The organism is Frischella perrara (genome assembly GCF_000807275.1).
Classification (GTDB): Bacteria; Pseudomonadota; Gammaproteobacteria; order Enterobacterales; family Orbaceae; genus Frischella; species Frischella perrara.
Genome location: NZ_CP009056.1, coordinates 1,736,296 through 1,751,190, shown reverse-complemented (window position 1 = coordinate 1,751,190; position 14,895 = coordinate 1,736,296). Strand labels below are relative to the sequence as shown.

The following is a 14,895-nucleotide window of genomic DNA, read 5'->3' as shown; positions in this document are numbered from 1 at the left end:
ACCATTAATTAGGGTTTAATCCTATAATGAAATGAGTTAAGGAATATGCAAGATGATAAAACGTATCTTATTATTGCTCGGATTATTATTATCCAGTAATGCTTGGGCTGAAAATATCATTGTTGAAGAAGTGATCGTCAAAACGGTTGCAGATAAAGCTGATAATGCATTTATGATGATCTGCACTGTTTTAGTATTATTTATGTCTGTACCCGGTATCGCTTTATTTTATGGTGGTTTATTGCGCTCGAAAAATATCTTATCAATGCTATCACAAGTTTTAATCAGCTTTTCATTGATAGCTGTATTGTGGGTAATTTATGGTTACTCATTGGCATTTGGTGATGGGAATTGGTTTTTTGGTAATTTTGAGTGGGTATTATTAAAAGGTATTGCTATTACCGATGTAGAAGGATCTATTTATCAATTAATCTGGGTAGCATTTCAAGGTTCTTTTGCCTGTATAACCTGTTGTTTAATTCTTGGTGCATTTGCTGAACGAATTAAATTTGCCGCGGTTATGATTTTTATGGTGATTTGGTTTACCTTTTCTTATGTACCGATGGCTCATATGGTTTGGGGTGGTGGCATTTTAGGTAATGAAGGTGCTTTAGATTTCGCAGGAGGTACGGTTGTACATATTAATGCAGCAGTAGCCGGGTTAATTGGTGCTTATTTAGTTCGGCAACGAATAGGTTTTAATAAAGAACCGCTCAAACCATTTAATTTACCATATGTTTACATCGGTGCCGCAATTTTATATATCGGTTGGTTTGGTTTTAATGCTGGTTCATCAACTCATGCCGACGAAATTGCTGGATTAGCATTTATCAATACCGTTGTGGCGACAGCAGCCGGTGTATTAGCTTGGTCAGCTGTAGAATGGATTCATCGTGGTAAGCCATCGTGCTTAGGCGCCTGTTCAGGGGTAATTGCTGGTTTAGTTGGTATTACTCCAGCAGCCGGATTTGTCGGAGTAGGGGGAGCTTTAATTATTGGTTTAATATGTGGTGTTGCTGGTGTTTGGGGCGTATCAGGTTTAAAACGATTATTAAAAGTTGATGATACCTGTGATGTGTTCGGTGTACATGGCGTATGTGGTATTGTAGGTTGTATTTTGACAGGTATTTTCACTGCTGAATCCTTAGGTGGAGTTGGTTTTGAAAATAATATTTCTATGATTGAACAATTATTTATCCAAGTAATGAGTATTATAACCTGCGTTATATGGACAGCAGTTGTAGCCTTGATTGCTTTTAAAGTGGCAGATAAACTTGTAGGCTTACGTGTTAGTATCGATCATGAACGTGAAGGTTTGGATATTAATAGTCATGGCGAAAGTGCCTTTAATGATTAAATAATTTTAGCAATAATTTATTATGGGGCAATAATTTGCCCCTCAATTGAGTAAAAAAATCTATTTGTTTGAATAATAAATGAAACCGCTTATGTCTATCTCCTACCATTATCAGAATGGTATTTTGACTATACATTCAATTAAATTATAGCTTAATAATAATATCCGATGCTTTTTTATTACTTTTGCATCATAAGAATTGTAGGAATGATAATAAATCAATGACTTATTTTCTAATTGATAAATAACTATTAAGCTCTCATTAGATAAAAGATGATAAAAACACATATTAAGTTATTTTTGCGTTATAATTTAAACTTCTTCTTGTTACTAGGATTTTTGTGTGTTGCTAACCAATTTAGACGATTGCTTAACATTTCCCGATCCCAATAATGCATTGAGTTATTACAATGGACTTATAGCTCAGGGAGGGGATTTATCTGTGGAAAGGTTGTTAGCTGCCTATCATCAAGGTATTTTTCCGTGGTTTAGTGAGGATGAACCTATTTTATGGTGGTCACCTGATCCAAGAGCAGTATTTGATCCTCTCCAATTCTATGTTAATCGAACTTTTAGTAAATTTTTGAAGAAATGCGACTATCAAGTAACTATTAACCATGATTTTCTGTCCGTTATTCATGGATGTGCCAAAAATCATGGTGACACGTGGATTACTGATGAAATGATTAACGCCTATAGCAAACTTCATCAATTAGGTTTTGCTCATTCTGTAGAAGTTTGGCAAAATGATTATTTAATAGGTGGCTTATATGGTGTTTCACAGGGAGGTATTTTTTGTGGTGAGTCGATGTTCAGCCTTAAATCAAATGCCTCGAAAATTGCACTCTACGCCTTTAGTCATCATTTTGCTGATTGTGGTGGGTTGCTAATTGATTGTCAGGTTCTTAATGAACATACAGCACAGTTAGGTGCTTTCAATATTCCAAGAAAGGATTATTTACGGTATCTTAAACAATTGCAAACAATAATTTTAAAACCACACTGTTATCAGAAACAATATTTACGTTATCATTCTTTCTGTTAAACGTAGAATTTAGATCAAATAGTCGCATTGTGAGATAGCGAGAATAAAATGTATAAAAATAAAATTAATAATAGACTGAATAGGGAAAGGTTATCGAGATTATTAATAGTTCTATGTGCTATTGGTACGATTTCAATGCCGGCATACAGTCAAGAATTAGTTGAATCGGTGCCATTATCTGATTTATACCAAACATCTTTACTTCCTGCAGAACATGTTTATACGGCAAGCCGTTTTTCTTTAATCGGTACGCCTAAATATACCGATAATTTTAGACATTTTGATTATGTTAATCCGAATGCACCAAAAGGTGGTACACTTAGATTAGCCGTGATTGGCAATTTTGATAATTTTAATCGCCTTGCAAGTCGTGGTATTGCAGAACGATCATCAGATGAACTATATGAAACACTTTTTACCTCATCAGATGATGAACTTAATAGCTACTATCCTCTCGTTGCAACCGCTATAACCTACTCAGATCGATATCAATGGGCAGAAGTTTCTATTAACCCTAAAGCACGTTTTAGTGATGGTCTACCTATAACAGCCAAAGATGTTGAATTTAGTTTTAATAAAATGATGACACAAGGGGTACCCCAATATCGTCTTTATTATCAAGGTGTTACAGTAAAAGCGTTAGACCTTTATCGCGTACGCTTTGAATTACCTGAACCAAATCGAGAAAGATTATTGAACTTTATTGGTAATTTTAGAGTATTACCAGAACATTTTTGGCACGATAAGGATTTAGCTGAACCATTATCTGAGCCTCCAATTGGTAGTGCACCATACATCATCAGTGATTATAAATTAGGTCATTATGCGGTTTATCAGTTAAATCCAAATTATTGGGGGAAAGATTTACCCGTTAATCAAGGAATCAATAATTTTGAATATAGACGCTTCGATTATTTTGTTGATGATGATGTGGCGTTAGAAGCCTTTAAAGCTGGTGAATATGATTTTCGCAACGAAACACAACCAAAAAAATGGTTCAGTCAATATCAAGGTCAGTATTTTAATAAAGGTTATATTATCAAACAACAAGATGAAGTAACTAAGTCTGTCGTAACGCATTGGCTAGCGTTTAATTTGGAAAAACCATTGTTTGCGGATATTCGTGTAAGACAAGCATTGACTCTTGCATTTGATTTTAATTGGTTAAATCATGCTTATTATTATGATAATTATATTCAACCTACCAGTTTTTTTGCTTTTACACCCTATGCGGCTCAAGGAAAACCTAGTAAACGTGAACGAGATTTATTGTTACCCTATGCTGCAATTTTACCACAATCTGTCTATGGTGAAGCTTACCAAATTAAGCAAAGTAATGGTGACGGATTTAATCGCGAAAATTTGTTAGCTGCTAGTCAATTACTTGAACAAGCTGGATGGATTGTTAAAGACAATCAATTGGTTAATAAAAAAACCAACCAACCGTTTGAATTTGAACTATTAACCTATATGGGTTCTGATTTGAAGTTTGTTATTCCATTTAAGCAAAATTTAGCAAAATTAGGAATTACTTTACATATCAATTCTGTTGATTATGCTCAAATGACTCGTCGCTTACGGCATCGTGATTTCGATATGATACCAACTACTTATAGTAATATTGATTATCCAACTTCCTTGTTATCAATATTGTGGGGCAGTGATTATTTGAATTCAAGCTGGAATACATCAGGATTACATCATCAAGCGATCGATGAATTGATTGGACTTATCCCTGATTATATTGATGATGAAGAACAATTAATCTATTTAGGTAGAGCATTAGATCGCGTTTTAACACATTTTTATCCTATGATTCCAATGTGGTCACCGCGTTATATTAACTACGCTTACTGGAACAAATTTGCTAAACCGCCAATAAAACCTACTTATAGTAGTGGGCTAAATACATGGTGGTATGATGCAAATAAAGCAGGGAAACTAACTAAAAAATAATGGTTGAAAGGACAATTAATCATGCTAGGTTATATTATACGACGGTTATTACTTATTATTCCTACTTTATTAGCAATTCTGACACTTAATTTTTTCGTTGTACAAATTGCTCCTGGTGGACCAGTTGATCAAGCAATAGCGATGATTGAAATGGGGATTGATAGCAGTCAAAATATATTACCCAATAGTGAAAGAGTCGTAATAAGTAATGAAAATCAACTTTATCGCGGCTCACGTGGCTTAGATCCGCAAATTATAGCTGCTATTGAGAAGCAATATGGCTTTGATAAGCCAATTTGGCAGCGTTATATCGATACCGTTAAAAATTATATATTTTTCGATTTTGGTAATAGTTTTTTTAAAAGTGATTCTGTTATCAATTTAATTGCTAAATGTTTACCTGTTTCTATCTCATTGGGATTATGGACAACATTATTAGTTTATCTAATTTCAATTCCTCTTGGTATTCGTAAAGCAGTCAAAGACGGCTCATCTTTTGATTTTTGGTCAAGTGTCATTATCATTGTCGGTTATGCTGTCCCAGCATTCTTATTAGCTATTTTATTAATTGTCTTGTTTGCCGGTGGCAATTATTGGGATATTTTTCCTCTACGAGGTCTAGTTTCGTCAGAATTTGAGCAATTTGATATTTGGGGGAAAATAAAAGACTATTTTTGGCATATTTGTTTGCCAACTTTGGCCATGGTGATAGGTGGCTTTGCAAGTTTGACAATGCTAACTAAAAATGCATTTTTAGATGAAATCAATAAACAATATGTTATAACCGCCCGCTCTAAAGGATTGAGTGAACGGCAAACACTTTATCGCCATGTATTTCGTAATGCTACATTACTCATTATATCTGGTTTTCCGGCTGCTTTTATTGGTATTATTTTTACGGAATCATTGTTAATCGAAGTGATTTTTTCGCTCCATGGATTGGGTTTATTGGGTTATGAAGCCATAATTCAACGCGATTATCCTATTATTTTTGGAACATTGTATATCTTTACATTAATCGTGTTAGTTACTAAATTAATTACTGATTTAACTTATATGCTAATTGACCCACGTATTGATTTTGAGGCACGATAATAATGAGCAATAATAAACAACTACAAGCGCCTGTTCCGTATACCATTAATCAACTACGTTGGCAGCGTTTTAAAAAAAATCGTCGTGGTTATATTTCATTATGGCTATTTATGTTATTTTTCGTCTTAAGTTTAATGGCGGATTTCATCATGAATGATAAGCCAATTTTAGTGGAATATCAGGATAATTATTATTTCCCAATATTTAAGACCTATTCTGAAACAGTTTTTGGTGGTGAATTTGCAACACCGACGAATTATCTTGATCCGGCTATTATTGATAATATTATGCAACATAATGGAAAGATTATTTGGCCACCGTTTCGCTATAGCTATGCAACATTAGTTTATGATACATCAACAACTTTTCCCACGCCTCCTTCAGCTCAACATTGGTTAGGTACTACTGATGCTGGATTTGATGTATTGGCTAATTTGTTATACGGTTTCCGAATATCGATGTTATTTGCATTGTTTTTAGGTATGCTAACATCAGTAATCGGCATTTTTTTAGGTGCATTGCAAGGTTATTATGGAGGATGGATTGATTTGCTTGGGCAACGATTCATAGAGATTTGGAGCGGATTACCTGTTCTTTTCATGATTATATTGCTATCAAGCATTATGCCACTGAATTTTTGGTGGTTATTAGCCATCACAGTATTATTTGGTTGGACTGCATTGGTAGGTGTAGTGCGAGCTGAATTTTTACGTACTCGTAATTTTGATTATATCTTAGCAGCAAAAGCAATGGGATTAAGTGACTGTAAAATTATGTTTAGGCATATTTTACCTAATGCAACCGTTGCAATATTAACTTTTTTACCCTTTATTTTATGTGGTTCTATAACCACATTAACGTCATTAGATTTTCTTGGTTTCGGTTTACCAATTGATTCACCATCATTAGGGCGATTACTATTACAGGGTAAAAACAATTTACATGCCCCTTGGTTAGGAATAAGTTCCTTTTTAATTATTGCTATTTTGCTATCTTTATTAATTTTTATCGGTGAAGCGGTTCGAGATGCCTTTGATTCAAACAAGGGAGTGAATTAATGAATCAACCTATTTTAAATGTTAATGATCTGTCTATTTCTTTTAAGCAATCGCAAGGATTACTGCCTGTCGTTAAACATGTTAGTTTTGCTATTAATGAACAGGAAACAGTTGCTTTGGTGGGTGAGTCAGGTAGTGGTAAATCGGTCACAGCATTATCAATTTTAAAATTACTACATCCCAAGCAGGTTATCTATAATAGTGGGGAAATTTGGTTTCAAGAGCAAAATTTGTTAGCGGTTAAAGAAAAAACCTTACAACAAATTCGTGGTAATCGTATTAGCATGATTTTCCAAGATCCAATGGTATCACTCAATCCTTTACATACTATAGAAAAACAGCTTTATGAAGTATTATCACTTCATTTAGGTATAAATCGAGAAAAAGCTCGTAGTGAAATCATTGATTATTTAGAGCGTGTTGGAATTAAGAATGTTAAAAGTCGTTTAAACAGTTATCCTCATCAACTATCAGGGGGAGAACGTCAACGTGTAATGATAGCCATGGCAATTTTAACTCATCCGCAATTATTAATCGCTGATGAACCGACAACCTCATTAGATGTTTCCGTACAAGCACAAATCATTCAATTATTAAAAGAACTAAAACAAGAATTGAATATGAGTATTTTGTTCATCTCCCATAATTTGGGGATTGTAAAGAAAATTGCTGATAATGTTGCCGTAATGAAGCAAGGCGAGATCGTAGAATTTAATAATCGACATCGTATTTTCTTACGTCCTGAACATCAATACACTAAATTATTAATTAACTCTGAACCACAAGGCGATCCCGTACCATTACCTAAAATGCCGGGTATTTTACTTAATGTTAATTTCTTAAATGTAGAAGTTAAAACGAAATTAGGTTGGTTTAAAAAAGAGAAACGCCGAATTGTTGATGATGTTGCATTAGTCATTCATGAGGGTGAAACAGTTGGATTAGTCGGTGAATCAGGTTCAGGTAAAAGTACAACAGCCTTAGCTATCTTACGGTTAATTAAATCCGAAGGGGATATTTGGTTTGATAGTCATCATTTATCAAAATTGAGTCGTAAACGTTTATTACCATTTCGTAGTCGAATTCAAGTTGTTTTTCAAGATCCTTTTTCATCACTGGATCCTCGATTAAATGTCGAGCAAATTATCAGTGAAGGTTTACGAACTCACAAGAAACTTAGTAAGAAAGAAACTCAACAAAGGGTCATTGATATAATGCGCGAAGTAGGGTTAGATCCAAAATGGCGCTATCGATATCCTATGGAGTTTTCAGGTGGGCAGCGACAACGTATAGCAATTGCCCGAGCACTCATTTTACAACCGCAGTTATTAATCTTAGATGAACCAACGTCTTCATTAGATCGCACGGTGCAATTGCAAATTATTACGTTATTAAAATTATTGCAACAGAAATATCAATTAAGTTATCTGTTTATTAGTCATGATTTATCTTTAGTTTATTCATTTTGCCATCAAGTGATTGTGATGAAAGATGGTCGCATTGTTGAAAGTGGTAAACGTAATCAGATTTTTAATGAACCACAACATGAATATACTCAAAAATTACTATCATTTGTAGATAAATCTTTTAAAGAAAAACTGAAAAATGATTCAGATAAAAAGCATGTAAAAGATCCTAATCAAATCAATTGGAATGATGCGCTATTAATTAGGCGACGGGATGTCTAATAAAATATGTTTGTAATTGTTTAATTTTAAATGCAAAAAACTATATTAACATCAAGCTAAAGTGGGACGATTTGACCCACTTTAATCCAAAACTTATAAGAATGTGAATATTTGTTCTTCTGGTAAACGTGATTTTGGTCGATGAGCATTTCCATCACTATCAGCACGATAGCCTAGCGATGCTAATACAACACTCTTAAGCCCTAACGATTTTAATCCGAGAAGTTCATCCATTTTTGCTGAATCGTAACCTTCAATAGCAGTTGAATCAATTCCGATGGCAGCAGCAGCAAAGAGTAATTGTCCTAATGCAATGTATAATTGTCGACCTTCCCAAGCTTGTTGAGATTCAATCGTTGAGCTATTGAGGTTAACAAAGTGATGTCGACCTTGATCCTGAGAATGTCTAAGACCTGGATTAGGGAAACGTCCATCCTTATCTTCCTGCTCAAGGAGATTAGCTAAATGTTTTTCATCTAAAGGTGTTTTAATACAAAAGACGATAGTATGCGATGAGTCAGTAACTCGGGGGCGATTGAAATCTGTAATTGCAGGTAGAATTTTATTTTTTGCTGCATCATTATCAATAATATAAAAATGCCAAGGTTGAGAGTTCACCGAAGAAGGACTATTTTTCAGTACCGTTAGAAGTTGGTCTAGCTTATCTTTAGGGATTTTTTTACTTTTATCATAGTGTTTTGTTGTGTAGCGCTTTTGGGAAATTTCAACAATGTTCATATAACGGCTCCTGTATATATTGTCTTTTATTATTATAACTATATTCCTCTTTAATCAAACAATAAAATGTCTCAATCTTAAAAGATGAATTTAATGAGAGCATTTGCGGAATTATTTAAGCAGCAATGTCTTACTAATCCGTGTACTTACTGATACATAATACAATTAATCAGTTTATAAGGCTCTTATATAAGTAGTTATTATTAAATCTTCTGTTTTTTGTGTGATATATTGGCAATTAGCTTGATTTTTTCAATATTTGACTACTAAAAATAGTCATTACTATTAAATAACTATAATTAACTATCTAATAGGAGGTAAATATGTTTTATCTTAGGAGAACAATAGTTAAATGCTGTAGTTTCATTTTATTGTTAATTTTCAGCCAAAATGTTATTGCTTTACAAAAAAACAATACTACCTTAGATGCCGGTGCGATAGCTTCACCTGATTATTATGGGGCATTAGCTGCACAACAAATATTACAAAAAGGTGGTAATGCCGTTGATGCAGCAGTTGCAACGGCTTTTGCACTAGCTGTAACTTATCCTGAAGCCGGTAATATTGGTGGGGGTGGTTTCATGACCTTACTAATGGATGGTAAACCATATTTTATTGATTATCGAGAAGTGGCGCCGGCCTTAGCTTCTAGAGATATGTATTTAGATACGAATAAAGAAGTTATCGATAACTTAAGTTTATATTCATATAAAGCGCCAGGTGTACCGGGTACAGTAGCCGGGATGTGGTCGGTTCATCAACGCTTTGGACGTTTACCTTGGCAACAAGTGTTACAACCAGCAATTGAGTTTGCAAATGATGGTTTTTATGTCGAATCTCAACTAGCACAGCGTTATCAGGAAGTTTTAGGAAAAGCGCCCAATAATAGTTATTTTGAAAAATATTTCTCTGGTTTACAAACGGGCAAACTGTTTAAACAGCCTGAATTGGCAAATATATTAACACTTATTGCTAAACAGGGAATGGATGGGTTTTATAAAGGTGAAACAGCAAAACTTATTGCTTCACAAATGGCTGAAAATGGTGGATTAATTACTGAAGCTGATTTAGCTAATTATCAAGCTAAATGGCGCAAACCATTAATTGCTAACTGGCAAGGGATGCAAATTATTACTGCTCCTCCACCAAGTTCTGGCGGTGTAGGTTTAATTCAATTATTAACAATGAAGAACATTTTAGCAGACGAATTCAAAAATATTGAAGTTAACTCACCTAAATACATTCATTTATTGGCAGAAATTGAAAAACGCGTATTTGCAGACCGTGCAAATTATATGGGTGATCCTGATTTTATTTCGGTTCCTGTTACAAAATTGATTGATCATGCCTACTTATTGGAAAGAGCGAATCAGGTTAATCCAACTGCTATCTCAAATACTGATGAGATCCAACCCGGTTTAAGTGATAATAAAGAAAAATTACAGACGACGCATTTTTCAGTGGTGGATAAATGGGGTAATGCTGTATCAAACACTTACACGTTAAATGGTTGGTTTGGTTCAGCTATTGTAATTAAAGGGACAGGCATCATTCTAAATAATGAGATGGACGATTTTAGCAGTAAACCCGGTATTGCCAATCAATTTGGAGTGGTAGGAAATGATGCAAATGCGATTGAAGCAAACAAACGACCTTTATCTTCCATGACACCGACAATTATAACTAAGGATAATCAAGTATTATTAGTAATTGGTACACCTGGCGGATCTCGAATTTTCACTTCAATATTTCAGGTTATTACAAACGTTTTTGATAACCAAATGTCACTAAGTGAAGCGGTGTTTGCACCACGTTATCATCACCAATTATTACCAAAGGATCAGATTTTTATAGAACGTTTCCAAAATAGAGTTTCAAAACAGTTTAAACAAACTCTTGAAGATATGGGGTATAATTTTTATCAGCAAGATTTTAGTGGTGACATTCAAGCAATTCAAATTCTTGATAATCAACCTAATGCTGTTTCTGATATTCGGGGACGTGGTCGATCAATGCTTACTAATTAAAACAACTAGATTGGTTAAAATGCATTTTTAAGCTCAATAGTGAATATATTCTTATTGAACAAGTGAGTTGATTTAAAGACTAAACATTATCAAATATCAGTCAATCTAGATACTGGTTGACTGAATTTCCATTTTTATTGTTCATATGCAAGCTCACTCTTGTGATATTTCACATCCAAAACGTTAGCTGAATCAAAGTGGAATCAATATAATGATCAACAAATAATGGGAATCCAGAATTGTTCTTTACTCAATGGAACATCGGGTTGGTAAATGTTATGCATTATTTCTAGTCTAGGATACCTTTCATCTATTTGAATTTTATTTGTTTTTAAATATTCTATGGACTTTTGGAAAGATGAATTAAATTGTATGGCAGAACCTGTATGAGTAAAACCAAAATAATTACTATTTAGAGTCAATATTTCTAATTCAGTAAATTTAGATAAATTATCATTTTCATCATCAATTTCTACCATAGCCCATTTTCTAATATGATTATCAGCTATCGTTCCCTCTAAAGAAATAATATTTTCATTGATAAGAAAAGGTTTTAGTTGAGAATAATACTTAACCATGAATTGTTGCCATAGGTTAAATATTTTTTGGTTATTTGACTGTTCAGATATATCGAGAGAATGGTGAGTAGTATATAATTCAATAGATTTGCCTATCATTTTTTTTAATGTTTGGCGACCAATAATTTGTAGATTATTTGAGAACATGTAAAATTCCTCTAAGTAATTATTAGATTAGTGTAATTATAATTATAATAGATTAATAAATAATAATATTGCCATTTTCTAGACCAGCAAAATCAAAAAATTTGACTATTAATAATAAATAAACAAATAATAAATAAACACTAGGCATAACATAATGTTTATCATGATGTATTGTTAAGTGAAATTAATTAATTTAATTAAAAACTTGACAAAAAATCTAACATTTGATAGAAATAACGGCAATTATTTTATAAAAATCATCCAAAAGTTAAGAGTGAAGTATGATTAAATCTAAAAATATCCTCCTCAACCTCCTCCTCGCAGTTAATTGCGCGGAAGACTTGTGGTCGGAGTAAATAGATTTAAACATTTACTTTTAACTAACAAAAACCCGCGTCAAATTGCGGGTTTTTGCTTTTTTAAACATAACTAACTCGCAAAATAAATCGGCAATCATGTGCTAAATGAGTAAGGAGAAGGAAATGAAAGATCGAGTCATTATTTTTGATACAACTTTACGTGATGGTGAACAAGCATTACAAGCGAGTTTGAGTGTTAAAGAAAAATTGCAAATAGCACTAGCGTTAGAAAGAATGCGAGTAGATGTGATGGAAGTTGGTTTTCCTATTTCTTCTCCGGGTGATTTTGAATCCGTACAAACGATTGCTAAAACAATTAAAGATAGCCGTGTTTGTGCATTATCAAGATGTGCGGACAAAGATATTGATGTTGCAGCAGAAGCATTAAAAGTAGCCGATCAGTTTCGTATTCATACTTTTATGGCAACATCAAATTTACATGTAAAAGACAAATTAAAAATGACATTTGAAGATGTCATTGAACGAGCTGTGCACTGTATAAAACGTGCGCGTAACTATACAAATGATGTGGAGTTTTCTTGTGAAGATGCAGGCCGTACCCCAATTGATAACTTATGTCGGATTGTTGAAGCAGCAATTCAAGCAGGGGCAACAACGATCAATATTCCGGATACTGTCGGTTATACTGTCCCTTATCAATTTGGTGGCATTATTCGTACCTTATTTGAACGTGTCCCGAACATTGATAAAGCGATTATCTCTGTTCATTGTCATGATGACTTGGGCATGTCGGTGGCTAACTCGATTAGCGCGGTTCAAGAAGGCGCTAGGCAGATTGAAGGCGCGATGAATGGTTTAGGTGAACGAGCAGGTAATACAGCCTTAGAAGAAGTTATTATGGCGATTAAAGTTCGTCAAAATATTTTAAATGTTCACACTAATATCAATCATCAAGAAATATATCGTACCAGCCAAATTGTCAGTCAAATTGCAAATATGCCAATCGCAGCTAATAAAGCTGTGATTGGTAGTAATGCCTTTTCTCATTCCTCAGGTATTCACCAAGATGGAGTTTTAAAAAATCGTGAAACCTATGAAATAATGACGCCAGAATCCATTGGCTTAAAACAGATTCCTTTAAATCTAACGTCTCGTTCAGGTCGATCGGCAGTCAAACACCGTTTGCAACAGTTAGGTTATCGAGATGACGATTATGATATTGATCAAATCTATACTGCATTTTTAGCATTAGCCGATAAAAAAGGGCAAGTGTTTGATTATGATCTTGAAGCCTTAATTTTTATGAATAAAATTAAAGATGACGAAGAACATTTTACGTTAGATTATTTCAATGTTCAATCTGGTAGCACCATTGTTTCGACCGCTTCAGTAAGTATTATTGTTGGCGATACTAAATACTCCGATGCTGCAACCGGTAATGGTCCAGTAGATGCCGTTTATCAAGCGATTAATCGCATTACTAAAATTCCTGTATCAATTGTAAAATATCAATTAGCTTCAAAAGGGCAAGGGGAAAATGCGCTTGGTCAAGTAGATATCGTTGTTGAATATAATGGGCGCTGTTTTCATGGTATCGGATTAGCAACTGATATCGTTGAATCTTCAGCTAAAGCATTGATTAATGCATTAAATAACATTTTTAGAGCGATAATTGTTGCTGAAGAAAAACAACGTTTACATGGTTAATTAGAAGCATTATTAATTAAATTAACAGATAGTATAAAAAATAGAGGATTATTATGTCACAGTCTTACCATATTGCAGTCTTACCAGGAGATGGAATCGGTCCAGAAGTTATGAAACAAGCTTATAAAGTACTGGATGTTATTCGCCAAAAATATCAACTTGCCATTACTACAAGTGAATATGATGTAGGCGGTGCAGCAATTGATATTCATGGTTGTCCATTGCCAAAAGAAACATTGGAAGGTTGTGAAAAAGCAGATGCGATTTTATTTGGTTCAGTTGGTGGTCCAAAATGGACACATTTGCCACCTGATCAACAACCTGAACGCGGTGCTTTATTGCCATTACGTAAACACTTTAAGTTGTTTGCTAATATGAGACCAGCGAGTCTTTATCAAGGTTTAGAAGAATTGTGCCCTTTACGTGAGGATATTGCAAAACGTGGCTTTGATATCTTATGTATGCGAGAATTAACAGGTGGTATCTATTTTGGATTACCAAAAGGACGAGAAGGTCATGGTCAACAAGAACGTGCATTTGATACTGAAGTTTATCATCGATTTGAAATAGAACGTATTGCTAGAATGGGATTTGAAGCAGCGAGAATTCGTCGTAAAAAAGTTACATCAGTTGATAAAGCTAACGTTTTACAAACTTCAATTTTATGGCGTGAAATCGTGACGGAAGTTGCCAAAGAATATCCAGATGTAACGCTTGAACATATGTATATTGATAATGCGACAATGCAATTAGTTAAAGATCCCGCACAATTTGATGTCTTACTCTGTTCAAATTTATTTGGTGATATCTTATCTGATGAATGTGCCATGATCACAGGCTCAATGGGTATGCTACCTTCAGCTAGCTTGAATGAAGATGGTTTTGGTTTATATGAACCTGCTGGTGGTAGTGCGCCAGATATTGCGGGTAAAAATATTGCCAATCCAGTTGCGCAAATCTTGTCTCTTGCATTGTTAGTTCGTTATAGCCTGAAACGTGATGATATTGCTAAAGCAATTGAAAATGCGGTAAATCAAGCATTAGAGCAAGGTATACGTACTATTGATTTAGCTCGGGGCGGATCTTACGTGTCAACTGATGAAATGGGCGATACAATTTGCCGTTTAATCTAATAAGATTTGCAAAATGCAGAATTAATTAAAAATTGATTCTGCTAGA

11 protein-coding genes are annotated in these 14,895 nt (G+C 34.1%); 9 read left to right on the top strand and 2 right to left on the bottom strand.

The window, feature by feature from the left end; translation table 11 throughout:
* Nucleotides 1-52: 52 nt before the first annotated feature.
* From amtB to FPB0191_RS07605, 6 genes are all read left to right on the top strand, one after another.
* Nucleotides 53-1,357, top strand: a complete 1,305-nt coding sequence (amtB, locus tag FPB0191_RS07630; protein ID WP_082018278.1) for an ammonium transporter AmtB — start codon at nt 53-55, stop codon at nt 1,355-1,357.
* Between the two features lie 343 nt (nt 1,358-1,700).
* On the top strand, nt 1,701-2,402 hold the full coding sequence (aat, locus tag FPB0191_RS07625) for a leucyl/phenylalanyl-tRNA--protein transferase (RefSeq protein WP_039105106.1): 702 nt from the start codon (nt 1,701-1,703) through the stop codon (nt 2,400-2,402).
* Nucleotides 2,403-2,537: 135 nt separating this feature from the next.
* Entirely contained in the window at nt 2,538-4,358 is a 1,821-nt protein-coding gene (locus tag FPB0191_RS07620) for an extracellular solute-binding protein (RefSeq protein ID WP_039105105.1), read from the top strand.
* A 21-nt stretch (nt 4,359-4,379) separates the two neighbouring features.
* Complete coding sequence (locus FPB0191_RS07615; RefSeq protein WP_039105104.1) at nt 4,380-5,453, top strand: microcin C ABC transporter permease YejB; 1,074 nt, start codon at nt 4,380-4,382, stop codon at nt 5,451-5,453.
* A 2-nt stretch (nt 5,454-5,455) separates the two neighbouring features.
* Nucleotides 5,456-6,511: an ABC transporter permease gene (locus tag FPB0191_RS07610; RefSeq protein WP_052236866.1), complete on the top strand. Its 1,056-nt coding sequence runs from the start codon at nt 5,456-5,458 to the stop codon at nt 6,509-6,511.
* Complete coding sequence (locus tag FPB0191_RS07605; protein WP_082018277.1) at nt 6,511-8,199, top strand: ABC transporter ATP-binding protein; 1,689 nt, start codon at nt 6,511-6,513, stop codon at nt 8,197-8,199. Before FPB0191_RS07610 ends, FPB0191_RS07605 begins: the two co-directional genes overlap by 1 nt.
* Nucleotides 8,200-8,292: 93 nt before the next feature.
* Here FPB0191_RS07605 and nfsB read toward each other — a convergent pair whose 3' ends face one another.
* The gene (gene nfsB / locus FPB0191_RS07600) at nt 8,293-8,937 is read right to left on the bottom strand and encodes an oxygen-insensitive NAD(P)H nitroreductase (protein WP_039105102.1); all 645 of its coding nucleotides are present in this window, start codon (nt 8,935-8,937) and stop codon (nt 8,293-8,295) included.
* A 323-nt stretch (nt 8,938-9,260) separates the two neighbouring features.
* Here nfsB and ggt point away from each other — a divergent pair, with 323 nt between their 5' ends.
* Entirely contained in the window at nt 9,261-10,964 is a 1,704-nt protein-coding gene (ggt, locus tag FPB0191_RS07595) for a gamma-glutamyltransferase (RefSeq protein ID WP_052236865.1), read from the top strand.
* Between the two features lie 215 nt (nt 10,965-11,179).
* Here ggt and FPB0191_RS07590 read toward each other — a convergent pair whose 3' ends face one another.
* A complete protein-coding gene (locus FPB0191_RS07590; RefSeq protein WP_039105099.1) occupies nt 11,180-11,689 on the bottom strand; it encodes a GyrI-like domain-containing protein in 510 nt (169 codons plus the stop codon).
* Between the two features lie 482 nt (nt 11,690-12,171).
* Here FPB0191_RS07590 and leuA point away from each other — a divergent pair, with 482 nt between their 5' ends.
* Both leuA and leuB read left to right on the top strand, forming a co-directional pair.
* Nucleotides 12,172-13,716: a 2-isopropylmalate synthase gene (leuA, locus tag FPB0191_RS07585; protein WP_039105098.1), complete on the top strand. Its 1,545-nt coding sequence runs from the start codon at nt 12,172-12,174 to the stop codon at nt 13,714-13,716.
* A gap of 53 nt (nt 13,717-13,769) precedes the next feature.
* The gene (gene leuB / locus FPB0191_RS07580; protein WP_039105097.1) at nt 13,770-14,849 is read left to right on the top strand and encodes a 3-isopropylmalate dehydrogenase; all 1,080 of its coding nucleotides are present in this window, start codon (nt 13,770-13,772) and stop codon (nt 14,847-14,849) included.
* Nucleotides 14,850-14,895: the final 46 nt, after the last annotated feature.

Excerpts from the sequence above, each read along its gene's own strand:
- amtB (WP_082018278.1), top strand. The coding sequence starts at position 53 with ATGATAAAACGTATCTTATTATTGCTCGGATTATTATTATCCAGTAAT.
- ggt (WP_052236865.1), top strand. The coding sequence starts at position 9,261 with ATGTTTTATCTTAGGAGAACAATAGTTAAATGCTGTAGTTTCATTTTA.
- FPB0191_RS07605 (WP_082018277.1), top strand. The coding sequence starts at position 6,511 with ATGAATCAACCTATTTTAAATGTTAATGATCTGTCTATTTCTTTTAAG.
- leuA (WP_039105098.1), top strand. The coding sequence starts at position 12,172 with ATGAAAGATCGAGTCATTATTTTTGATACAACTTTACGTGATGGTGAA.
- FPB0191_RS07615 (WP_039105104.1), top strand. The coding sequence starts at position 4,380 with ATGCTAGGTTATATTATACGACGGTTATTACTTATTATTCCTACTTTA.
- FPB0191_RS07620 (WP_039105105.1), top strand. The coding sequence starts at position 2,538 with ATGCCGGCATACAGTCAAGAATTAGTTGAATCGGTGCCATTATCTGAT.
- leuB (WP_039105097.1), top strand. The coding sequence starts at position 13,770 with ATGTCACAGTCTTACCATATTGCAGTCTTACCAGGAGATGGAATCGGT.
- FPB0191_RS07590 (WP_039105099.1), bottom strand. The coding sequence starts at position 11,689 with ATGTTCTCAAATAATCTACAAATTATTGGTCGCCAAACATTAAAAAAA.
- nfsB (WP_039105102.1), bottom strand. The coding sequence starts at position 8,937 with ATGAACATTGTTGAAATTTCCCAAAAGCGCTACACAACAAAACACTAT.
- FPB0191_RS07610 (WP_052236866.1), top strand. The coding sequence starts at position 5,456 with ATGAGCAATAATAAACAACTACAAGCGCCTGTTCCGTATACCATTAAT.